We start from the raw sequence: 22,008 nt of genomic DNA, 5'->3' as shown, positions 1-22,008 counted from the left end.
CGTTGGCTGAATGGGTTTAGTGTATGGCATAGCGAGAAGTTTCACTAAGAATGGTTGACAGTAGCACGTTGTCAGGGATTATTCTGTATGAAAAGAAGCAAATAGATGACGGGTGTATGTATATATTTGGCTACGGCAGTTTGATCAACGAAGCTTCACGGAACCTTACCGGCGATACGGGCAAGGCAATGCCAGCGGTGGTGAGTGGATTACAGCGTTACTGGGGTAAAACCGGTTCGCCGGTGATGTCGCATTTGGTTGTGCGCGAAGGGGAAGGCGAGTGCAATGGCGTGCTTATCCATATCGATGACGAGGCTCTGTCGATTTTTGATATCCGTGAAGCAGGCTACCAGCGTGTGGAGCTTGCAGCATCACGGGTTAAAGTGCTTGAGCCGGGTTTCACCATTGATGGGCCTGTCTATGTCTACGTGACCGAAGACGTCATTTCCCCCTGTCATATTCAGCCTATCGCCCAAAGCTATGTGGATACGGTGCTGGCCGGTTGCCTGCGATATTCTGCAGATTTTGCCCAGGGGTTTATCGCTTCTACCTATGGTTGGGGTTTCCCGAGAATGGATGACCGCCATGCGCCGGTTTATCAGCGGGTGGCAGGTGTTGCGGATTCTGACAGGAGTATCATTGACACCCTGTTGGAGAACTTTCCGGATGCCTTCAAAAAGCAGGAAGAGTGAATCAGGAAACAAAAAAGCCACGCATTAAGCGTGGCTTTGATTCTTACCGGCGTTGATTACTCTTCGTAAACAAACTCTGGTGATTCGATGTCTACACGGCGGTTTTTCGCACGGCCTTCATCAGTGTCGTTAGACGCTACTGGATCGCTTTCACCTGCACCAACAACACTCAGGCGATCAGCGCTGATGCCGTTTGATGTGAAGTAATCGGCAACAGACTGTGCACGCTCTTCAGACAGTTTCTGGTTGAACGCTTCAGAACCCACGCTGTCAGTGTGACCAGTGATGATCGCGACTGATGATGGGAAGTCTTGCAGACGTTTCAGCATAGGTGCCAGAGACTGTTCTGCGTTTGGAGACAGTTCTGATTTACCGAAGGCAAACAGCTCAACTTCATCCGCCTCAGAGAATACGTAGCGTTTTGGTTCAACCACTACGGTTTCTTCTACTACAACGACTTCTTCAACCATCATTGGCTCTGGCTCAGACTTACGACCGAAGTGGTAAGTCATACCCACAGACACCAGGTGGTTGTTCGCATCGAAGTAGCCTTTGTTCATATCATCGATGTACTGGTATTCAAGACGCAGGTTGATTGCGTCGTTTGCACGGTGATCAAGACCAACTGCACCCAGCAGGGAGATATCGTCCTGGTTGCCAGAACCGCTGTCGAAGTTCCACCATGCGCCACCGACTTTACCGTAAATGTCAGTTGCTTCAGTTAGAGCAAGGCTGAGTTTAGGAGCCAGCGTGAATGCTGTCAGGTCACCGGTTGAAGCACCGGTTGTTGGGTAGTTGATGCCAAAATGGCCCAGGTAGTCATAGGTCGCTTCGATAGCGAAAGCGTTGCCAAAGTCATAACCCAGGATCAGACCGCCAGCACCTTCTGAGGTATCGTTACAGTCGCCTGCTGGGCAGTTATCTGACATTGTGGATACACCTAAACGACCACCCAGATAAAAGTTTGCATCGTCTTGTGCTACTGCGCTTGCCAGAGGACTCAAGGCCACAATCAATCCCAGGCTTGTCACTGCTTTTTTCATTTTGCTTTCTCCATTCCTTCTAGAGAGGGTTTGGAAGGTAGACTTCGGAACAACATGAAGAGTCACCCACCGACAGTTTGCTAAATGCAAATCTTCTCAATCACCAACTAGGGTGGTGATTTAATAAGCTAGGCTAGGTGGGAGTGAGCCGCAATACAATAGCGCAACATTAAATTCAGGCTTTTTTAATACAACAGTGTTCAAAAAAGCGTGATTTTTTTGGGACTGCTTGATTCTGCAAGATTTTACAGAACGCAAAATGGTGGGATTTTGGGTATAAAAAAACGCCTATCGAAGGCGTTTAATTTCTCCGGCTCCGGATACTGGGCGGCTGACGGAAACCTGCTTTCCTTTCTTCATACCGCGCTCGTAATCGTCGGTGATGTTTTTCATCGCTTCGCGAAGTTGCTGTTTAAAGGTTTCGCGGTCAATGTTCTCGAACTGTTTGTCGATGTAATCTTTGATCTTTTTGTCTGAGTCGCTGTCCTGGGCAATGTTTGGCAGTTTTGCCAGCGCGCCTTCAAGCCAGCCCAGCGTGAAAGAATGGACACGGCGTGTCAGTTCAGTCTGGGATGTACCGGTACCTTGAAAGCTGTTTCGGAACTGTCCGATGTGCTCGTTCATTTCGCGGTAAACGATATCAAAGGCAAAGGCGGCGAAAATCGCGCGGTCCGCATCGCCAATGAACTCTGCTTTCTTCAATCCCTTGTGGTTGGTCAGCACGCATTCAACGCCAAAGCGCGTGTTAATGCCACGGATGATTTTAAGAATGGCATCGCTGATCGAGGACGGGAGCAGGGTTTCAGAGGTGGTTTTACCCATACTGATAAAGTCAATGTCATCCTGATCCAAGCCATACTTTCTCATCAGACTCTGCGCCATCTTGATGGCTTGTGCAGCTTCATTGATGTTGGAGGAATTGCTCAGTTCCAGGCATTTCGCAATTTTTTTGAGCGCTTTGCGTTTAGCTTCAGACATTCACGGCACCACTGAAAAAACAGGAGCGGTATTTTACCTGTTGTGACGCATTTTACCAAGAGGCAGAGGCGCTTTAGCCCAATTTCAAAGGCTTAGAGCCTGACGGTAAAGTTCCCCATTATTTTGACTCATTAAGTAAATTCTCATTGTTGTGAAATATTGTGTATGGGTGTGCGGTCAATATTAGCAAAGGGAAATTTAACGACGTATAGGGTATGAATACAGTGGCAAATCACTCTTTAAAAAAGCTGCTTCTGGCAGCAGCAGCGATGACATTCTTTGCTGCAAATTCTGTGCTTTGCCGTATGGCGTTAACTGAAACAGATATCGATCCTGCCTCATTTACCTCAATCCGGCTCTTGTCTGGAGCAGCCATGCTGTATGCCCTGGTTTGCTTCATTCCGAGGAAAAAAGATCCTGAAGAAAACTGCCACTTGCTGCACCGGCCGATGGAACATTGGCTGGCGGCCGCCATGTTGTTTCTTTACGCTGCGGCGTTTTCCTTCGCCTATCTCTATCTGGATACGGGCATGGGCGCATTGATCCTGTTTGCGTTTGTCCAACTTACGATGTTTGCCTACAGCCACTACAAGGAAGGTGGTGCATCGGGGCTTGAATATATCGGTGCGCTAATCGCGATTTGTGGGCTGGGGTATTTGGTCTCACCCGGCATGAATGCGCCGAATGCCTGGGGGGCAGGGTTAATGGCGATTTCAGGTGTGGCATGGGGCGTTTACAGTGTTCTGGGTAAAGAGATGAAAGTGTCGCAACTGGTAGCGAATTGCGTCAATTTCCGCCTAAGCCTGTTCTTTGTGGTGCCGTTTTTCCTGTTGAATATCCCCATGAATGCGCTGTCGGAACAGGGCGTTTGGCTGGCAATTGCGTCAGGTGCCATTGCATCGGCAGTCGGTTATGCAGTCTGGTATGGGGTTGTGGTGCAATTTAAGGCGACACAAGCTGGGGTGATGCAACTTACCGTGCCGGTAATCGCAGCGGTGGGAGGTTACCTGTTTTTGGCTGAGGGGCTGACACTGCGCATGGTGATTTCTGGCGGCGTTATCTTGCTGGGAATTACTATCACCTTTCTGGCCAAGGATAAGCGGGCCCTTTCAACGAGCGACACTTAATCGCCAGTGTGTTGAATCAATATGCTGAAATCACCAGCCCGACGAGTCCTTAACGTTTTCTGCTGTCATCAGTTTGGTAGGGATTAGCACATTCACGCTGTCAACCTTGCCGGTTTCCAGCCATTTCGCTGCAATATGCACTGCTTTCCGGCTCATTTTGTCAGGAAACTGGGTTGCACTCCCAAGCCAGTGCCGACGATTTTCTGAAAGCGCCAATTTGGCCGCTGGACTGCCATCAACCGACACGATAAGCGCTGGCGAGTTGGCCTGAAGCAACGCCTGCTCTGCACCAAGTGCGGTACGATCGTTAATGGTAAATACCCCGGCGATATCATCGTAAACTTGTAGCGCGTAAGCCATGGTCTCTAATCCACCCTCAACGCTGGCGGTGCCGTTTAGTGAATCATCTACCATGGAAAGCGCGGGGTATTTTCCGAGCGCGGATTTACAGCCCTGCACCCGCTCAATCACAGATGACACTTGCGGCCCGTTAATGATGACGACATTGCCCGTGCCGCCAATGGCTTTTGCCAAACCTTCACAGGCAATGCGGCCAGCTTGGATGTTATCTGTGGTGACAGTGGCGGTGGCGCCGTCAGCGCGCACGTCAATGGCGAAAACCGGCGTGCCGTCTTTCACCACTTGTTTGACGGTAGGGCCAATTTTGTGTTCATCAGAAGCGACGACAAAAATCATGTCGACAGCTTCCGCTTCAAACTCTTTGAGGTGGCGAACCTGTCTGGGGTGGTCGTAGGCGCTGGATCGAACCAATAGGCGGGTATCCCGGCCAAAAACTGCAGTCATTTCATCGCGGATAGTGCGAACCATGGTAACGAAATAGGGGTTGTTGAGATCAGAAACGCTGACGCCGGCAGTGATGGTTGCCTGAACCTGTAAGGGTAAACAAAGCAGCAATAACAGCAGCGGCGACAGCGTTTTTCTCATCAGGCGGGTTGAACCTCGTCTTGATTGCCAGATGTGCCGGGCTCCATTGCGCCGGTCATGATGGCAACAGCATCATTCATAGTGTGGGTCTGGGGCGTGATGATGTCCACCCGTTTGCCCAGACGATGAATATGAACCCTGTCTGCCACCTCAAACACGTGCGGCATGTTGTGACTGATCAGCACCACAGGCAAGCCACGGTTTTTAACCTCTAGGATCAAATCCAGCACGCGGCGGGATTCTTTCACGCCCAGCGCCGCCGTCGGTTCGTCCATGATAACGACCTTCGAACCAAACAGGGCAGAGCGGGCAACAGCAACACCTTGACGCTGGCCGCCAGACAAAGTTTCCACTGCCTGGGAGATATCCTGAATGGTCATCAGTCCCAGTTCGGTGAGCTTTTCTCTGGCCTTTTCGTTCATGGCTTTCTTGTCGAGCATCCGCAGCCATTTGCCCGTCCAGTCTTTGCGGCGAATTTCACGGCCGAGGAACAGGTTGTCGGCAATGTTGAGTGCGGGTGACACAGCAAGGTTCTGGTAAACCGTTTCAATCCCAGCTTCTCGCGCTTCCATTGGGTTGGAAAAGCTTACCGGTTTTCCATCCAGCATAATTTCACCGGCATCCGGTATCAGCGCGCCTGAAAGGGCTTTGATCAGGCTGGATTTACCTGCACCGTTATCACCAATAACCGCAAGAATCTCGCCTGGCATCAATTCGAAATCTGCACCGTCCAGTGCTGTCACGCGGCCATAGCGTTTAACCAGGCCTCGTGCCTGCAGTACGGGGGTTTGTGTCGTTGAACTCATGCTGCGACCCTCCTGATCCACTGGTCGATACTCACGGCGACGATGATCAAAATACCGACGGTAAATTCCTGCCAAAGTACATCCACGCCAAGCAGTGCCAACCCGTTCCGGAACACGCCAACGATCAATGCACCAATGAGGGTGCCGAAGATTGAACCGCGTCCACCAAACAGACTGGTGCCGCCGATGACCACGGCGGTGATGGAATCAAGGTTGGCGGTGTAGCCCGCTTGTGGGCTTACCGAACCAATCCGGCCGATCAATACCCAGGCCGCAAGTCCACATATCACACCGGCAATGATGTACACCGACATCAAAATGCGTTTGGTGCGGATACCGGCGAGGCGCGCGGCATCCGGGTCGTCACCGGTTGCATAAACGTGGCGACCCCACGCTGTCCAGTTCAGGGCATACCAGACGATAACGAACAGCAGCAGCATGAATATGGAGCTATAGGCGATCCGGGCGCCGAATACATCAATAGTTTGTCCCAGCCATTGCAGCAGCGGTGCTTCCTGCGCCAGTACCTGTGATCGAATGGTCTGGCTGTTGGAATACCAAAGATTGAGGGCGAAAAAGACGTTCCAAGTGCCGAGCGTGGCAATAAACGGCGGCAGCTTGATTTTAGAAACCAGCCAACCGTTTACGGCACCACAAAGCGCACCGACTGAGAGTCCGGCTAATAGGGCTATCGGGGCGGGCAGACCGAAATCTATCGCAACACGCCCCATAACGACGGACGTTAATACCATGATGGCACCGACAGAAAGGTCTATCCCGGCGGTTAAGATGATCAGCGTCTGCGCGATACCAATCACCCCGATGATGGTCACCTGCTGCAGAACCAGCGACAGGTTAAAAGGGTGGAAGAAACGGTCGCCAACCAGTGTGGAGAAAAAAGCGATGGCAATAATGAGCACGAAAAAGGGGGCGGCGGTCGGGTGGTTGTGAAGGTACAACTGTATCCTCTGGCCGAATCCCGCTTCGTGCCCGAAATGATCACCGAGCTTGCGGCTGTTGTCTGATTGTGAATTCTGGGGAGAAGATGACATGTTGCGCTCCTGCGTGCGTCCTTGAGCTGAAATAAGCGATGTCAAAACGAAGAGAGGGCATTACGCCCTCTCTGTCAGGCATGGGTTAACCCCAACACTTGCTTTTGCCTTCTTTGGCGGTAGATGACTCAACGCCTTCTACGGGCTCGTCAGTGATCAGCTCTACGCCGGTATCAAAGAACGCTTTGCCCGGTGTTGCGCCAGGTTTTACGCCAGATTTCGCGTATTCCACGACAGCTTCAACCCCCAGTGACGCCATGCGCAGCGGGAACTGCATTGAGGTTGCACCAATCACGCCAGCACCCACGTTATCCACGCCAGGACAGCCACCATCGACAGATACGATGATCACATCATCTTCACGGCCAACCGCTTTCAGGGCTTCATACGCACCCGCCGCAGCTGGTTCGTTGATGGTGTAAACAAGGTTGATTTCAGGGTCTTTTTGCAGCAGGTTTTCCATCGCACGACGGCCACCTTCTTCAGAGCCTTGGGTAACATCGTTACCGACAATGCGAGCATCGTCTTCATCGCGGTTGATGCTTGGGTTTTTGGTGTCAATGCCGAAACCTGTCAGGAAGCCCTGGTCACGGGCCACATCAACCGTGACGTTTGCTGTGCTCAAATCCAGCAGCGCAATTTTTGCATTCTTGGCATCGTCGCCCATTTTGGCTTTTGCCCACTCGCCGATCAGTTGGCCAGCTTTAAAGTTGTCTGTCGCAAAAGTTGCATCAGCCACGCTTGCCGGAGAGAAAGGGGTGTCCAGCGCGATAACCAGCACACCGGCATCACGGGCACGTTTTACTGCCGGGGCCAATGCCTGTGGATCACTTGGGGTGATCAAGATGCCTTTTGCACCGGCAGCGACCAGGTTTTCAATGGCCTGAACCTGTGAATCGGTATCCCCATCAAAACGACCAGAGAATGAACTCAGTTTTGCGCCCAGTTGATCGGCAGATTGTTGTGCACCTTCTTTCATCTTAACGAAGAAAGGGTTGGTGTTGGTTTTGGTAATCAGTCCTACCAGCACTTCTTCTGCCGCAGCTTGTGCCATTGGCAGGGACGCGATCATGGCAGCGAGCATAGATTTACGTAACAGCGATTTCATAGCAGATCTCCTTGTGTAGTCACAAAGACATTGGCAAACGAAAACGAATGAATGATTTCAAACGCGCAAGCGCTTCATTAACAATTGAAACAATTGGGCTAACACGCTGATATTTGGTGGGTAAGCGCAGAGATGAGTGTTTTGCGTGTTATCGGTTTTGTGATCAACGGCCAGCTTTGCGGATAGCCAAATTGCTCTGCAAGCTGGGTTCTAGGCAATCCTGACATCAATAGCACCGGTAATTCAGGTTGGTTTTGGGACAGTGCTGACTTCAACCAGATGCCGGTTTCACTTCCCCCAAGGTTTATGTCACTGAGCACAAGATCTACCGGGTGCAGTGCAAGGTAAGAAAGGGCATCTTTGGCGGCATTGACGAGGGTTACCTGTGCGCCCTCATGCTCGAGCAGGGTTTTTATCGGCAGGGCGACATCTGTGTCGTCATCCACTAAAAGAATGTGGCGTTGCGACCAATCGACGTCCTGAGCCGGAAGTACGTCATCCGGTACCTTTTCAACGGGCGAATAGGAAACGGGCAATATCAGGGTAACCCTGGTGCCGATACCCAGTGTCGAGTCAATGGTGACAGTGCCGCCGGATTGCTCAACAAATCCGTAAACCATACTCAGCCCCAACCCGTTTCCCTGGCCTTTGTCCTTGGTGGTGAAAAATGGCTCCATAACATTGGCAATCAACACGGGGTCGATCCCGCTGCCGGTATCTTCCACTTCCAGTGCTACGGCGCTTAAACGGCTTTCCGGGTAGCAGCACAAGCGGGTAGATACTGTGACTGTTCCGCTTCGGGTCATGGCGGCATTGGCATTCAGCAACAGGTTAATCAGGGAATTTTCCAAACCACTCTTATCGACAAAGACAGAGCTTTCCTGTTCCGCCAGTTGCAGCACAAGGCGGGATTTGTTGTCGAGGGTATATTCGAGTAAATCGGAAAGCTCAATCAAAGTTTGTTCCAGTTCAACCTTCTCAGGATGAAGCGGTTCGCGGCGGCTGAAAGCCAACAGGCGTTCGATAAGCTGACTGCCTTTTTCCGTCACCGAAAGGGCGCGGTTAAGGTAAATGCGGTTAGCGTCATCCAGCCGCGCTGACATATCCAACAACTCAAGGTTGCCACTCAATGCGGAGAGCAGGTTGTTGAAGTCGTGGGCGATACCGCCGGTCAACTGGCCGAGGGTTTCCATCTTCTGCGCTTGCCGCAGTTTCAGGTCTATCTGGCGTTTCTCGGTCAAGTCACGGTACAGGGTAATAAAACCACCGGAGGGAATAGGCTGGCTGCGGTATTCAATGATGCGCCCATCCTTGAACTGGCGTTCGAATACCTGCGGGCTTCTCTGGCGTTGCAATGTGTTCTCGTCATTTTGCTCCGCCAGCGAATACTGCATCAGAGACGGGGCAATCTTTGAATGTATGTCGCGCAGCGTCATACCAACATGGAGTTCTGCGTCGTCAATACCTAGCAGTTGGGCGTACTGGCGGTTCCATGCCAGCAGGCGGTTGTTATTGTCAAAGGCGCTGAGGCCGTCTTGCATTTCGTTGAACAAGGTTTCGAGCAGCACTTTCTGTTGGTAGAGGTCTTCAGTTGCCTTGGTTTTTTCAATCGCATTTTGTTGAAAGGCGATGAATGCGTCGGCCAGCTGGCCGATTTCATCAGGACGTGACAGTGTGACGGGCTCGTGACCGGTATTGCCGCTGGCCAGCGCAAGCATTTCGTTGGTAACCAGTTGAAGATCACGCGCCATGGCATCGTTGAAGCGATAGATATAAAACACCCCCACACACAGCGATACCAGAATAATCCCCATCAGCAAGGTCACCTGGTTGATAGCGTCTTTTGCCTGTGCCTGCTGAAGGCTGATTTTCTGTTGGTGATCTAACACGATAGTACGCACATAGTCAGCCATACGTCCTGATTGTGCACGGATAGCGGCAAGCAGGTAGGCGTTTTCGGCGCGTAATACTTCGATTTGGCGGCTGCTCCGCGCAAGGTTGGCAAGCACAGGCATGACATTGTTACGCAGGGTCGGGTTTTGCAGGCTTGCACCTTCGACGTGGCGCTGAAGCTGGGTAAGCCAGCCTTCTGGGATCCGGGTTGGATCGGCGACAAAGGCGTTGGTGAACCCGTCGGCGAAGGGGTAGTGACGCAAATCATCCAGGTTAAATTGCTGCGCCATCAGGTCTTCACGGATATACAACTCCTGTTCGACGTTGGACATCAAGGTGTTCAGGGCAGTTTCAACTTCGTTCACCCGTTTACCCAACTCATTGGCGTATTCCGGCTTGGTGAGTTTTGCAGCGTCACGTTTAAGTGCTTCCGAACGGGCGGTCAGCTGAACCTTTTCATTTTGCACTTGAAAAGGCCGGGCAGAAGACGCCGTGTAGGGCGCCATCGCAGCGATTTGGGCGACACCTTCAGAAAGGTTGAGGGCGATTTGCGTGTCAGCCAGTGTGGATTCGGTAACTTCATCAAGCAGGAACTGGTTTTTCCAAAGGGTGAACAGCGAAAACCCCGCCATCAGCATGGTCAGCAACAGAAGCGCTGATAGGGTAAGCATCAGGTGCGGACGAATACTGTTTCCGCGCATTAGCCTTGGCTTTCCGCTGAGACACAGAGTTTAGTGACGCTGCAATCAAACCGGTAACCCACGCCACGTTCGGTTTTGATTAGCTGGGGAATGCGGGGATTGGCTTCGATTTTACGGCGAAGACGTACCACTAATACGTCTATGGTACGGTCGAGGGAGTCGCTGTCGTACCCGTGGGTCTTCGCCATTAGCTGTTCACGCGACAACACCCGCTGCGGCGCAGAAAGGAAAGCCTCAAGCAGTGAAAACTCACCATAGGTCAGGTCGGGGGCATAGCCGTCTTCGCGCGTAAGAGTGCGGCGTGAAAGGTTGAGTGTCCAGTCTGCAAAACGGTAGAAAGGCTCTTCAGCCGTAACGGGCTCGGCATTGATATTGTTGCGCTGGGCGCGTCTGAGTAGGGCATTGATGCGGGCGGTAAATTCGCGGAGGTTGAACGGCTTCATCATATAGTCATCAGCAGCCACTTCAAGGCCGATGATACGGTCGGTTTCGTCACCTTTGCCCGTGAGCATCATGATGGGAATGTCTGTTGATTCGCGTAACTGACGGGCGAGTTGCAAGCCGTCTTCATTGTTCAGACGGAGGTCGATAACCGCCAGATCAACGTCGCTGGCGGCCTGCAATTCAATGCCGTTCGACGCTCTAGTGACAGTGTAACCTAGTTGGCACAGTGCGTCAGAAAGTACGTCCCTGACATCCTGTTCATCATCCACAACCACAATATGGGGGACGCGTTGAGCCATTTGCCTTCCTTTGTGCTGCATTGCTTTGTACAAAGTCTAGCAATAGGTCGTTGAATTGAATGGCTATCTATTAAGATTCTGTTGAAGCACACAGAAAAGTACTGGTTAGGCATACAGATCTTTTCAGCGTCAAAGCCGTCATGGGTTATAATCCCGGTGTTTTTTCTAAGCCTGAGGCTAATTTGCAGTATCACGAAGGTTTTCTTATCAGCCGCCATAGCCGCGATATCGGTGACCAAACCGAGATTACATTGTGGCTGCAGACAGCTGATGGCCCTGCCAAGCTCATCATTACCGGTGAAAAGCCGGTTTTCTTCGTCAATGAACCGCAGTCAAATGAAGCGGCAAGCTTGCTCGCCTCTGCGTCTATTCCCTTTACCCAGCGCACGCTTCCCCTGACAGATTTCGCTCACCGCAATGTGGTCGGTTTTTACTTCGACACCATTCAGGCAGCCAATCGCGCCAGTCGGTTGTTGCAGACAGAAGAAGTGGATGCGCTGGAGTCCGATGTGCGGTTGGCAGACCGCTACCTGATGGAGCGTTTTATCTGCGGGGGGATCACCTTTGCGGGTAATGTCACGCGCAAACAGGGGTTCAGCGAATTCAGGAACGTGAAGCTGAAGGCCTCTGAGTATTCCACGATGCTTTCGCGGGTGTCGCTTGATATCGAGTGCTCAGAGAAGGGCGTGCTCTATTCCATTGGCCTCGACAGCCCAATGGATAGCCGGGTGATCATGGTGGGTGAAACACCTGTAGATGCGGCGAAGTATCCCTGGATCCAATGGGTTGACAGTGAACTGGCGCTGTTGAAAGCGTTGAACCAATGGTTTGCCACTTTCGATCCGGATGTGGTGGTTGGTTGGAGCGTGATTGATTTTGACTTCCGCCTGCTGATGAAACGGGCAGCGTTCAACCAAATCGATTTACGCCTTGGACGTGGCTTTGAAAAAGCGCACTGGCGTGATTCTTCAAATAGCCGTCAGGGTTTTATTACCTTGCCGGGGCGCGTGGTTATCGATGGTATCGATGCACTGAAAACCGCCACCTACAGTTTTCGCTCATGGTCGCTGGAATCGGTTTCGCGCGAAATGTTCGGTGAAGGTAAGGCAATTGATAATCCATACGATCGTATGGATTCTATCAACCGCATGTACCGCGATGACAAACCGGCGCTGGCAAAATACAACCTTCAGGACTGCGTGCTGGTAAACCGCATATTTGATACCACGCACTTGATGGAGTTTCTTATCCAAAGAACACGTCTGACCGGTATTGAGCTTGACCGTATTGGTGGTTCGGTGGCGGCATTTACCAACCTTTATATGCCAAGGCTGCACCGAGCTGGCTATGTCGCGCCAAGCCTTGCCAGTGAAAACTGGATAGCGAGTCCAGGCGGTTATGTGATGGACAGCAAGCCGGGGCTTTATGATTCGGTGCTTGTGCTGGATTTCAAATCCCTGTATCCCTCAATTATCCGCACTTTCCTTATCGACCCGCTGGGTTTGATTGAAGGGTTGAAACACGCTGAGGAAAGCGTCCCTGGTTTTCGTGGCGGCGTGTTCCACCGTGAGAAACACTTCCTGCCTGAACTGATCCAGAACCTCTGGAAAGCGCGTGATGAAGCCAAAGGCCAAGGCGAAAAAGCCTTCTCGCAGGCGATTAAAATCATCATGAACTCGTTTTACGGTGTGTTGGGTTCATCAGGTTGCCGTTTCTTTGATCACCGTCTGGCGTCATCTATCACAATGCGTGGGCATGAAATTATGAAGATGACGCGGGAATTGATCGAGGCGAAAGGCTATGAGGTGATTTACGGCGACACAGACTCGACGTTTGTCTCGCTCGGACGGCGCTATGAAAATGATGAGGCTGACGCTGTGGGGAATGCGTTAGTCGACCACATCAATGCATGGTGGACAGAGCACCTTACCGACACCTACCAATTGGATTCTGCGCTGGAGATTGAATACGAGACCCATTACCAGAAGTTTTTGATGCCAACCATCCGGGGGCAGGATACCGGGAGCAAGAAGCGCTACGCGGGGCTGGTGGACAAACACGGCGAAAAACGCATGGTATACAAAGGGCTGGAGACGGTACGCACAGACTGGACACCGTTGGCGCAGGAGTTTCAACAAACGCTCTACCAAAAGGTGTTCGATGGCGAAGCCATCGATGATTATGTCCGGGAGGTGGTGGAAAATACGTTACAAGGTAACAACAACCAGAAACTGATCTACCGTAAACGGCTGCGGCGTAAACTCTCGGACTACGAGAAGAATGTCCCACCGCATGTTAAAGCCGCGCGTAAGGCTGATGAAGTGAACAAGAAGCTGGGGCGCTCTCTGCAATACCAACATGGTGGCTGGATTGAATATGTCATCACAGTTAATGGGCCAGAGCCATTGGAAGCGCTGGAAAGCCCGTATGACTATCAGCATTATGTGGATAAACAGCTAAAACCTATCGCGGATGGGATTTTGCCTTTTATCGGTAAGAACTTTGATGAGCTTTCAATGCCACAACTTGGCTTATTCTGAAGGCGATAAAAAACCGGGTTAAACCCGGTTTTTTCCGTTTAAGTGTTTCGAGTTAGAAGAAATCCACACTGGAAACATAGGTGCGGGATGCCACTACCGGGTCAAAACAGACGGCACCACGGTTAGGTGTGCAGACCTTATAAACATCGCCGCAATCAAAAATGGCGAGAATAACTTCATCTTCTGCGCCAAAACAGAGTGGGAGTTTATCACCCACTTTGGCGACCACTTGCTGACCTTCATGTTCCCAGGTCAGTGTCTCGATTCGCTCGTCACCAACGGGGGCATCGACATTGCCAGCAATGGCTTGATAAATAGACTCTGCATGCTCTTGGGACTGTGCGGACGGAACAAAAAACGGCATAACTCCTCCTAATAAATCAATCTTCCCTGCGCCTTTTTCACCTTGTTTTTCGTCATCTTGCTTCCGGTGACTGATGGTGATGTGTTCTGCTAAAAGGCGATAACCCAAAAGGTTATGTGGTCAACTTAACAAATTTAGACCACTAAACGCAATGTTATTTTATTGTTATGGTTGAAATCACCTAAGTGGGTATGCTGCCAGGTCGGGTCATTTTTCAATGGTTTACCGCATGAAATTTGCTTTTATGGCGAAAACTCGCTTGAATGAAATTTCTATACACCGACGATTGGAGGAAGGGTGGAACAATTAGATTTCTTTACCGTACCCAGCCCCTGTATCGGTGTTTGCCAAGTGAACAACAAAGGGTATTGCAAAGGGTGTTTCCGTAGCCGGGATGAACGCTTTCACTGGAATGAATTCACCAGCGAGCAACGCCGAAATGTGGTGCGACTATGTAAGCAGCGTTATCAAAGGGTGATGCGCGCCAAACTGGCAAAAGAGGCAGAAGCTGCTCGGGTAGAAGAGGTGAATCCACAGCAATCTCTGTTTGGAGATGATGACTGAAATGCTGGGGTGGTTTGTTTGGGGATAGATACAAAAAAAGCGCCGAAACCGGCGCTTTTTCAATTCAAGCTCAGACGCAATTAGATGCGAACGAAGTCCATGTGCATAACTTTTGGCTTGAATGGGTGACGTTGGATGTCTTGTGGCTTAACCTTAACTTCCGCGCCGTCGATTACCAGAGTAATCGCTTCGTAGAATTCTGGTTTGTCCATTTGAGTGATCACTTTAGCGTGTTCCAGAGCGATTGCAACTGGAGCTGCTTCGCCACCGTAAACTACTGCTGGGAATTGATCAGCGTGACGCAGGCGGCGGCTCGCACCTTTACCCTGCTCAGTACGTACTACTGCTTCGAATTTCATAATAAATACTCTTATATAGAGAGTTGGAAAAATGCACTCAGATTTGCGACCAAACTGAGTACCAAGTAAATCGAGCGCGGATACTAACATTGAGATTGGGTAATAACAAGCTATCCCAGCAATTTAGTGCGCAATTGATGGTGAAATGCGCTAACCGCTTTATTCCTGCGCAAATCCGGCACTACGCCACGTTGGTCAGCATGGTTTGAACCTCTTGCTGTGAGGCGAATTGGTTGAGGTCGAATATCTTGTCGCGGATTGCCCAGAAGCGGCCGTTCTTTCTTGCTACCACAAAATCAGGAAAACGCAGCCTGTGCTCAGCGCGGACAATTTTCGAAGGTGCGGTGTCAGTAAACGGGCGATGCCTGTCAACCAAATGTGGGTTGATAAACTTAGCAAGAAACTCTTCTTTCTGCCTTTTGGTCGATAGCGGCCAGACTTCGTGGATCTCAGCGCCGTCCTGTCCAATGTATGTCACTTTCAATTGTGGTTTATCGAACTTGTTCTTTCCGGCGGTCAGGCGCATGTCGGCACAGGCCATTATCATGGCGTCTTTGAGTTTCAGGGCATCACGCAGTTTTTTATCCGGGTCGACAAGGGCATGGTCGCACTGGTGGCAGCGGCGGGCGGCGATATCGTTATCTGCGCCACATTCGCTGCAAAACTTGGCACGGAAGCGGTATCCGCAGATTTCTCGTTCGCCGTCATCATCTTCAAAAAAGCCCTGACAGCGTCGCCCATAGTGCTCAATCAAAAAGCCATTGCTATCGAGCTTGCCCCAGAAGTTGTTGTTAAACCCGCACGCTGGGCAGGGCACGGTGACAATTTCGCTGTCACTGTCCGGTTTTGGATCCCCAATCTCAGGCTGGTAGAGGTCATAGACATTGCCAGCATAGTCGAGGATCAAGCAGTCCTTTTTCCCCGGTGAAAGTCGTAATCCCCGACCTGCAATCTGCTGATACAGGCTTACCGATTCGGTCGGGCGCAAAATGGCAATTAAATCGACGTGAGGGGCATCAAACCCCGTGGTCAGTACAGAGACATTGACCAGGTATTTGATCTCTCGCTTTTTGAACTGTTGAATGATGCGGTCTCGTTCGTCTTGCGCCGTGTCACCAATCACTAATGCTGACTGCTCAGGTGGCAGCAAGGTCAGGATTTCCTGCGCATGCTTTACAGTTGCTGCGAAGACCATCACGCCGTGTCTTTCCCGCGCATAGTCGAGCACCTGGGTGACGATTTGCGGTGTTGCACGCGGCGCGTTTTCAATGACACGGTCGAGATCCGCTTCTTTATAGAAACCGGTCGGTGACGCTTTCAGGGAAGAGAAGTCATAACTCAATACCGGCGCATCGAGGATTTTTGCTTCGGTCAGAAATCCTTCGTCGAGCAGATAACGGATTGGCAATTCAAAGATACAGTCGCGGAAAAAACGCGGCTTTTCGCTGCGGACACGTCCGGCCGTATGGAACTGGTAAATCCACCCTAACCCCAGGCGATATGGGGTAGCGGTCAAGCCAAGCACTTTAATGCCGGGGTTCACCGCCTGTAGGTGGCTGATCACTTTGCGGTAGCTGCTGTCTTCGCTGTCCGGAACGCGGTGACATTCATCAATCACCAGCAGAGAGAACTGATCTTTGAATGCGTCAAGATTGCGCACAACAGACTGCACTGAGGCAAAGACCACTTTGTCGCTGCTTTCTTTTCTGCCAAGCCCAGCTGAGAAAATTCCGCCTTTCAGCCCGTAGCCTTCGTACTTTTCGTGGTTCTGCTCTACCAGCTCTTTCACGTGAGCCAGCACCAAAACGCGGCCACGCGCCAGTTTTGCCAGCTCGGCAATCACCAGGCTTTTACCCGCGCCTGTCGGCAATACTGCGACGGCAGGTGTGCTGTTTTTGCGGAAGTAGTGGACGACGGCTTTTACAGCGTCAGATTGATAAGGACGAAGGGTATACATGCAATTAAAAAGGCAGCCAATTCAGGGCTGCCCAGTGTAACGGTCGAACCTTGCGGTGACCAGTATTGAACGCACTTAACGGGGAAGGCGCTTAGCCATAATGCAGTGCTGGCGGCGCGGCATGTAATCAAATTGCTCGTAAAACTCCCGCGCGCCACTGTTACCAATGTTCACTTCGAGGATCACCGCATGGCAGTTTCGACTGTTCGCCTGTGCTTCAATGGAAGGCAAAACATGGGAACCCACACCTTGGCGACGCCAGTCTTTGGAAAGGAATATCTGGTCGATCACTGCGATTTGTCCACCCAGCTCAATACTGAAGCTGTAACAAAGTACCACATAGCCAATGATTTCCTGCTCACCGTCCTGATCGAGCGCAATGAGGAAGACGTCCCCATGTGCGGGATTACCAATGAGGTAGCTGAAGGAGGAGGTAACATGCTCGACATCAAAAGACAGTGCCTCGTGGTCGTGCATTTGTTTGGATAACTCCAGCAGGCGGGGCATTGATTCTATGGAAGGTGATTGCAGCGATACTTTCATAAATTCTTCCCTGATCAATTAGTTAGTTGACGAAGGATTATAAGCATAAATGGGAAAACTAAGGGTTAGACTGTTTCGATTTTGTTAAGTTCGCCATCTTCTAGTTATAGACCGGACAAACCAGAGTGCAATTTTTGAGTTTGGAATTGTCGCAGTTGCCGGGAATTTTTCTCCGCGATCTTGCTGAAAACAAACTGCATACCGCCAGCTTTTGGGTATATACTTCGCGCCTTAATTTTTTCTTCGGATTGATCCAATGATAAGGCTAGACAAATTTCTCTGTGAAGCAGTGGGCGTTACCCGTTCACAAGCAACCCGACTACTTAAAGAACAACGAGTAACGGTTGACGGAGAGGTGATTAAGAGCGGCGCGGTGAAAATCGCGGAAGATGCTGATGTTGAATTTGATGGCATGTCGCTGAGTCTGTCTGGCCCGCGTTACTACATGATGAACAAACCGGCCGGTTATGTTTGCTCACATGAAGATGCACATAACCCAACCGTTTTCATTCTGCTGGATATCGTCAGCCCTGAGAAACTGCACATCGCGGGTCGTCTGGACTGTGATACCACAGGTCTGTTGTTGCTGACGGATGACGGTCAATGGTCACACCGCGTGACTTCGCCGAAGCACAAATGCGACAAGCGCTACCGTGTTTGGTTGGACGATCCAGTGTCTGAAGATACAGAAGCGACCTTTGCTGAAGGGATCCAGTTGCGTGGCGAGCGCACTGAAACCTTACCTGCGCAAATGGAAAAAGTTGACGAGAAAGAAGTACTGTTGACTATCCATGAAGGTAAATACCACCAGGTTAAGCGTATGTTTGCGGCTGTTGGTAACAAAGTGGTGGGGCTTCACCGCGAATCTGTGGGCGCGCTGGAACTGGATGCAGATCTGGAACCGGGTGAATACCGCGAACTGACAGAAGAAGAAATCGCGCTGTTTATGCCGAAAAAGTAATGCCTTGATTTGTAAAAACGCTGTGGGGTTTTGCCCCACAGCGTTTTTTGCGTTTTAAGGCAAAACAATCGGATAATTCTATTTAACATCCTAAAAAACGCTTTATATACAGCAAGCTAGCATCTTGAGAAAGTCATCATTTCCTCATGGGAATGAATCTTGGTGTTATCATCTGCATAGGCACGCTTTCTAGTTCACAAAGAAACAGCCACCAATTTCTTTTGTCTTCTTCTTTTCTTTCCAAGGCATACATGACAACAAACGCGATTAATCCACCTCAGCAGCAGCTGACGTTTTTATTGATTCTGGTGTTGGGCGCTATCGCTGCGCTGACGCCATTGGCGATCGATATGTATTTGCCGGCAATGCCGGAAATTGCACGCGATCTCGCTGTGACACCGGGGCAGGTACAGACAACATTGGCGGCTTACACCGCAGGCTTCGCCATCGGACAGCTTATCCACGGGCCGATTTCCGACAGCTATGGCCGTCGCCCTGTGTTGATCATCGGCATTGCGTTCTTCCTTGTGGGCGCGATTGTCAGTGCGTTAGCTGTTGATATCCAGACGCTCACATATGTTCGTGCCGCTCAGGGTTTTTGTGGCGCAGCAGCGGCGGTGGTTATCCAGGCACTGGTCCGCGACATGTTTGACCGTGAAGATTTTGCCCGCACCATGTCATTTATCACTCTGGTGATGACGGTTGCGCCTTTGGCTGCGCCAATGATGGGCGGTTATCTGGCGGTGTGGTTCGGCTGGCGCTCTATTTTCTGGTTGCTTGCTGGCTTCGCCGTACTGGTTATCGTGCTGGTGATGGCGCTGATCCCCGAAACGTTATCTATGGATAAACGCCCGCCACTGCGTATTGGTTCTACGCTGCGTAACTACATGAAAATCCTCCGTTCCGGTAAGTCGGTCGGCTATATCTTTTCGTCTGGTTTTTCCTTTGCAGGGATGTTTTCGTTCCTGACTGCGGGTTCGTTTGTTTACATCGACTACTACGGTGTCAGCGTACAAAACTTCGGTTATCTGTTTGGCCTGAACGTGGTCTGTCTGATTGTTATGACCACAATCAACGGCAAGTTTGTACGCAAGATGGGCAGCGAAAGAATGCTGAAAATTGGCTTGCTGATCCAGCTGGCCGCGGGCATTGCGCTGATCTTCGGTCAGGTTTTTGATTGGGGATTGTGGGGCACCGTCATTCCGGTTGTCTTCTTCGTTGGCACCATTTCTATCGTCGGCAGTAACTCAATGGCTTGTGTGCTAAGTACCTATCCGGAACTGGCAGGAACGGCTTCTTCACTGGCAGGCACAATGAGGTTTGGCACGGGCACCGTGGTTGGTGGTATAGTCGCGGCCATTCCTGTCCACTCAGCCTGGCCGATGACCGGCGCGATGGCTGTGTGTGCCATTCTCTCCGCCCTGTTCTACTGGGGCTTAGCGAAAAAATAAGAAAAATGAGTTACATCAACGAAATTAAATCCGTCGTAGATACGGCACTGGCTGAACTTGAAGAAGTAAAAGCCGCAGGTAAAGTGCAAAACAACCCCGTCAGTGAGGAATCTTTCCTGTGTCGCTGGGTGGCACAAGCAGTCAAAAAACAGCGTTTCGGCAACAAAGTGGCGAAAGACATGACTATGTGGGTCCAACAGGGACGCAGCATGGGCAAAAACGCCAATATCAAAGGGCAGATGTTGCACATCGCAAATGTGTATCACCACTTTTTCCCTGAAGGTGATGCACATGCGCCGGTTACCCGTGACGTGTTTGACGCCTTGGTAAGCGAGCTTGAAGCGGCGGACTGGATGATCCACACCGAGTACGAAATCAACCGTAAAGTGCGCGTGATTTCAGACGGCCAGCATTCTTTTGCTGTGTGCAGTGTGGCTTTGGCGAAATGCTTCAACGATCAGGGTGAATTGGTTAAACCGCTTAGCCTGTATGTTCGTGGCCCTGAACCTTGGTTTATCGAAACCGTTCTTCAGAAAGGTCTGCTGTTGACCAAAGTGACCGACTATAAGTCGATCGTGAAATATCACGGTGAGTACCAGATTTGGCCGAACAACCAGGCCGATACCTTGGTGGTATTGCCAGACAGCCTGAAACCGTAACCGGCAAAACGCTTTGGTTAGCGGCGCAGCGGAATAATTTTCGTTGCGCCGCTTTTTTTCGCCAGTGCAAAGGTCATACCGCGGAAGATAAAGAGATGGGCGGGCATCATGGCAAACCAGTAAAGCAAGCCACGAAAGCCGGCAGGATGCCACCAGGCGCGAATGTCTAACTGACGCTTGTCGCCAAAGTCTTTGATTGTGAACTCCAGGCGGCCAAGCCCAGGTGCTTTCATGCCAAACAGCAACGACAGATGGCTATTGGGTTCACATTTGATCACTTTCCAGCTATCGATATAGTCGCCGACATTGAGCGTGTCAGACGGCGGACGACGCTTTTTCAGCGCGTCACCACCAATGGCGGCATCCATATAGGCGCGCAGCGTCCACAGCGCATCGCCAAAGAAATAACCTTCGTCGCCGCCGACTTTTTGGATGTTGCGCCAGAGATCTTGCGCAGAAGCATCCGTTTCGACGGCGTACCCGGCCTGTTTGGGGTAGTAGCCATAATCCTTGTGCCACCGGGCAACCGCGTCCGAATCAAAACCCCAGATATCGTTTTTCACCACATCCGACTCTTCGGATAACGCTGTTTCAACCGCTTGCTCAAATGTCAGGAGTGGCAGGGTGATATGCGCGGCAATGTCGTTACCTTTGGGGTTTAGATTGTGCTTCAGTCCTTCTATAAGTGCAGCAGCGATAGGCTTCGGCACCGAGGTAACAACGGTCAGCCACATCGCGGATATGCGGGGCGTCAGCAGCGGCATTTTTATGATGGCAATACGTTTATTGATGATTCGGGCAAATCGGCGCATCTGTTCTTCATAGCTGATCGCCTCTGGGCCTTTGGCATCAAATATTGGCGAACCGGTGACTGAAAATTCGAGCAGGGCTACCAGGTAGTCAATCATGGTTGTGAGCGCAATAGGGCAAGATTGTGACCTGACCCAAACCGGCGTGGTAATAATGGGCAGGTTGCAGACGATATCCCGCATCACTTCAAATGCAGCAGACCCGCTACCAATGATAATGCCCGCACGCAGCTCAATAACCTGGATGCCACTGTCCCGGAGTATGTTGCCCGTTGCCTTTCGGGCGGCGAGATGTGGCGAGAGTGCGGAGTCGGGCAGGGTCGCACCCAGGTAGATAACACGTTTCACCTCGCTTTGGCTCAGGGCACGTGACAACTGGTGTGCCATATTCAGTTCATACTGATAGAAATCGTTGCCCGCACCCATGCCGTGAACCAGGTAATAGACCACGTCTATGTCTTTAAGGTGGCCTGAAAGATCGCCTTCTTGGGAAAGGTCCAACGGTTTGAGTTCGACATTTGGGTGAGCGTGCCAGCGCAACTGTTGCAGGGTTTCGACCGAGCGGCTGGTGGCAATGACGGTATGGCCTTCAGAAAGTAAGGCGGGCACCAAATGGCTGCCGACATAACCTGTCGCGCCAATGACCAGAATTTTGCGAGGTTTGTCCATATTTCCTCTGGTGAATGCGTCGGTGCGGTAACTGACCTTAATGT

At 51.1% G+C, this 22,008-nt stretch carries 20 protein-coding genes; 7 read left to right on the top strand and 13 right to left on the bottom strand.

Annotation, left to right across the window (positions count from 1 at the left end; translation table 11 throughout):
• The first annotated feature begins 116 nt into the window (after nucleotides 1-116).
• The gene (locus tag KU854_RS03255) at nucleotides 117-692 is read left to right on the top strand and encodes a gamma-glutamylcyclotransferase family protein (RefSeq protein ID WP_218357045.1); all 576 of its coding nucleotides are present in this window, start codon (nucleotides 117-119) and stop codon (nucleotides 690-692) included.
• A gap of 56 nt (nucleotides 693-748) precedes the next feature.
• Here KU854_RS03255 and KU854_RS03250 read toward each other — a convergent pair whose 3' ends face one another.
• Both KU854_RS03250 and KU854_RS03245 read right to left on the bottom strand, forming a co-directional pair.
• Nucleotides 749-1,735, bottom strand: coding sequence for an OmpA family protein (locus tag KU854_RS03250; RefSeq protein WP_218357043.1), 987 nt, complete (start codon nucleotides 1,733-1,735; stop codon nucleotides 749-751).
• 288 nt (nucleotides 1,736-2,023) lie between these two features.
• Nucleotides 2,024-2,713, bottom strand: coding sequence for a DUF2786 domain-containing protein (locus tag KU854_RS03245; protein WP_218357042.1), 690 nt, complete (start codon nucleotides 2,711-2,713; stop codon nucleotides 2,024-2,026).
• Nucleotides 2,714-2,982: 269 nt separating this feature from the next.
• Here KU854_RS03245 and KU854_RS03240 point away from each other — a divergent pair, with 269 nt between their 5' ends.
• A complete protein-coding gene (locus KU854_RS03240) occupies nucleotides 2,983-3,840 on the top strand; it encodes a DMT family transporter (protein ID WP_255555397.1) in 858 nt (285 codons plus the stop codon).
• Between the two features lie 30 nt (nucleotides 3,841-3,870).
• On the opposite strand, the gene KU854_RS03235 is transcribed toward KU854_RS03240, so the two are convergent.
• From KU854_RS03235 to KU854_RS03210, 6 genes are all read right to left on the bottom strand, one after another.
• Nucleotides 3,871-4,785, bottom strand: coding sequence for a substrate-binding domain-containing protein (locus KU854_RS03235; RefSeq protein WP_218357040.1), 915 nt, complete (start codon nucleotides 4,783-4,785; stop codon nucleotides 3,871-3,873).
• On the bottom strand, nucleotides 4,785-5,591 hold the full coding sequence (locus KU854_RS03230; RefSeq protein WP_218357039.1) for an ATP-binding cassette domain-containing protein: 807 nt from the start codon (nucleotides 5,589-5,591) through the stop codon (nucleotides 4,785-4,787). Before KU854_RS03230 ends, KU854_RS03235 begins: the two co-directional genes overlap by 1 nt.
• Nucleotides 5,588-6,643 (bottom strand): ABC transporter permease, encoded by a 1,056-nt coding sequence (locus KU854_RS03225; RefSeq protein WP_255555377.1) that lies wholly within the window; start codon nucleotides 6,641-6,643, stop codon nucleotides 5,588-5,590. Before KU854_RS03225 ends, KU854_RS03230 begins: the two co-directional genes overlap by 4 nt.
• An 85-nt stretch (nucleotides 6,644-6,728) precedes the next feature.
• Nucleotides 6,729-7,751 carry a sugar ABC transporter substrate-binding protein gene (locus KU854_RS03220; RefSeq protein ID WP_218357038.1) on the bottom strand — a complete coding sequence of 341 codons (1,023 nt, stop codon included), beginning with the start codon at nucleotides 7,749-7,751 and terminating at the stop codon, nucleotides 6,729-6,731.
• A 98-nt stretch (nucleotides 7,752-7,849) separates the two neighbouring features.
• The gene (locus KU854_RS03215) at nucleotides 7,850-10,345 is read right to left on the bottom strand and encodes a PAS-domain containing protein (protein ID WP_218357037.1); all 2,496 of its coding nucleotides are present in this window, start codon (nucleotides 10,343-10,345) and stop codon (nucleotides 7,850-7,852) included.
• Nucleotides 10,345-11,088: a winged helix-turn-helix domain-containing protein gene (locus KU854_RS03210; protein ID WP_218357036.1), complete on the bottom strand. Its 744-nt coding sequence runs from the start codon at nucleotides 11,086-11,088 to the stop codon at nucleotides 10,345-10,347. Before KU854_RS03210 ends, KU854_RS03215 begins: the two co-directional genes overlap by 1 nt.
• A 182-nt stretch (nucleotides 11,089-11,270) precedes the next feature.
• Here KU854_RS03210 and KU854_RS03205 point away from each other — a divergent pair, with 182 nt between their 5' ends.
• Entirely contained in the window at nucleotides 11,271-13,628 is a 2,358-nt protein-coding gene (locus KU854_RS03205; protein WP_218357035.1) for a DNA polymerase II, read from the top strand.
• Between the two features lie 52 nt (nucleotides 13,629-13,680).
• On the opposite strand, the gene KU854_RS03200 is transcribed toward KU854_RS03205, so the two are convergent.
• Nucleotides 13,681-13,992, bottom strand: coding sequence for a hypothetical protein (locus KU854_RS03200; RefSeq protein ID WP_218357034.1), 312 nt, complete (start codon nucleotides 13,990-13,992; stop codon nucleotides 13,681-13,683).
• Between the two features lie 297 nt (nucleotides 13,993-14,289).
• On the opposite strand from KU854_RS03200, the gene KU854_RS03195 reads away from it, so the two are divergent.
• Entirely contained in the window at nucleotides 14,290-14,556 is a 267-nt protein-coding gene (locus tag KU854_RS03195) for a DUF1289 domain-containing protein (RefSeq protein WP_054779272.1), read from the top strand.
• A gap of 80 nt (nucleotides 14,557-14,636) precedes the next feature.
• Here the strand turns inward: KU854_RS03195 and rplY are convergent, their stop codons facing one another.
• From rplY to KU854_RS03180, 3 genes are all read right to left on the bottom strand, one after another.
• The gene (gene rplY / locus KU854_RS03190; RefSeq protein ID WP_054779273.1) at nucleotides 14,637-14,915 is read right to left on the bottom strand and encodes a 50S ribosomal protein L25; all 279 of its coding nucleotides are present in this window, start codon (nucleotides 14,913-14,915) and stop codon (nucleotides 14,637-14,639) included.
• A 181-nt stretch (nucleotides 14,916-15,096) separates the two neighbouring features.
• Entirely contained in the window at nucleotides 15,097-16,872 is a 1,776-nt protein-coding gene (radD, locus tag KU854_RS03185) for a DNA repair helicase RadD (protein ID WP_218357033.1), read from the bottom strand.
• A gap of 75 nt (nucleotides 16,873-16,947) precedes the next feature.
• On the bottom strand, nucleotides 16,948-17,415 hold the full coding sequence (locus tag KU854_RS03180) for a GNAT family N-acetyltransferase (protein WP_218357032.1): 468 nt from the start codon (nucleotides 17,413-17,415) through the stop codon (nucleotides 16,948-16,950).
• 256 nt (nucleotides 17,416-17,671) lie between these two features.
• Between KU854_RS03180 and rsuA the strand changes: the two genes are divergently transcribed.
• The 3 genes from rsuA to KU854_RS03165 all read left to right on the top strand — a co-directional run bounded on the left by rsuA (nucleotide 17,672) and on the right by KU854_RS03165 (nucleotide 20,486).
• Nucleotides 17,672-18,376: a 16S rRNA pseudouridine(516) synthase RsuA gene (rsuA, locus tag KU854_RS03175; protein ID WP_054779274.1), complete on the top strand. Its 705-nt coding sequence runs from the start codon at nucleotides 17,672-17,674 to the stop codon at nucleotides 18,374-18,376.
• A 251-nt stretch (nucleotides 18,377-18,627) separates the two neighbouring features.
• Entirely contained in the window at nucleotides 18,628-19,827 is a 1,200-nt protein-coding gene (locus KU854_RS03170) for a Bcr/CflA family multidrug efflux MFS transporter (RefSeq protein ID WP_218357031.1), read from the top strand.
• Between the two features lie 5 nt (nucleotides 19,828-19,832).
• Nucleotides 19,833-20,486 carry a DUF2913 family protein gene (locus tag KU854_RS03165; protein WP_218357030.1) on the top strand — a complete coding sequence of 218 codons (654 nt, stop codon included), beginning with the start codon at nucleotides 19,833-19,835 and terminating at the stop codon, nucleotides 20,484-20,486.
• A gap of 17 nt (nucleotides 20,487-20,503) precedes the next feature.
• Here KU854_RS03165 and KU854_RS03160 read toward each other — a convergent pair whose 3' ends face one another.
• Nucleotides 20,504-21,964 carry a DUF2867 domain-containing protein gene (locus KU854_RS03160; RefSeq protein ID WP_218357029.1) on the bottom strand — a complete coding sequence of 487 codons (1,461 nt, stop codon included), beginning with the start codon at nucleotides 21,962-21,964 and terminating at the stop codon, nucleotides 20,504-20,506.
• Between the last annotated feature and the right edge of the window lie 44 nt (nucleotides 21,965-22,008).

The organism is Enterovibrio paralichthyis (assembly GCF_019209835.1).
GTDB lineage: Bacteria > Pseudomonadota > Gammaproteobacteria > Enterobacterales > Vibrionaceae > Enterovibrio > Enterovibrio paralichthyis.
The sequence above is the reverse complement of the archived record's forward strand: the minus strand, read 5'-3'. Positions and strand labels throughout refer to the sequence as shown.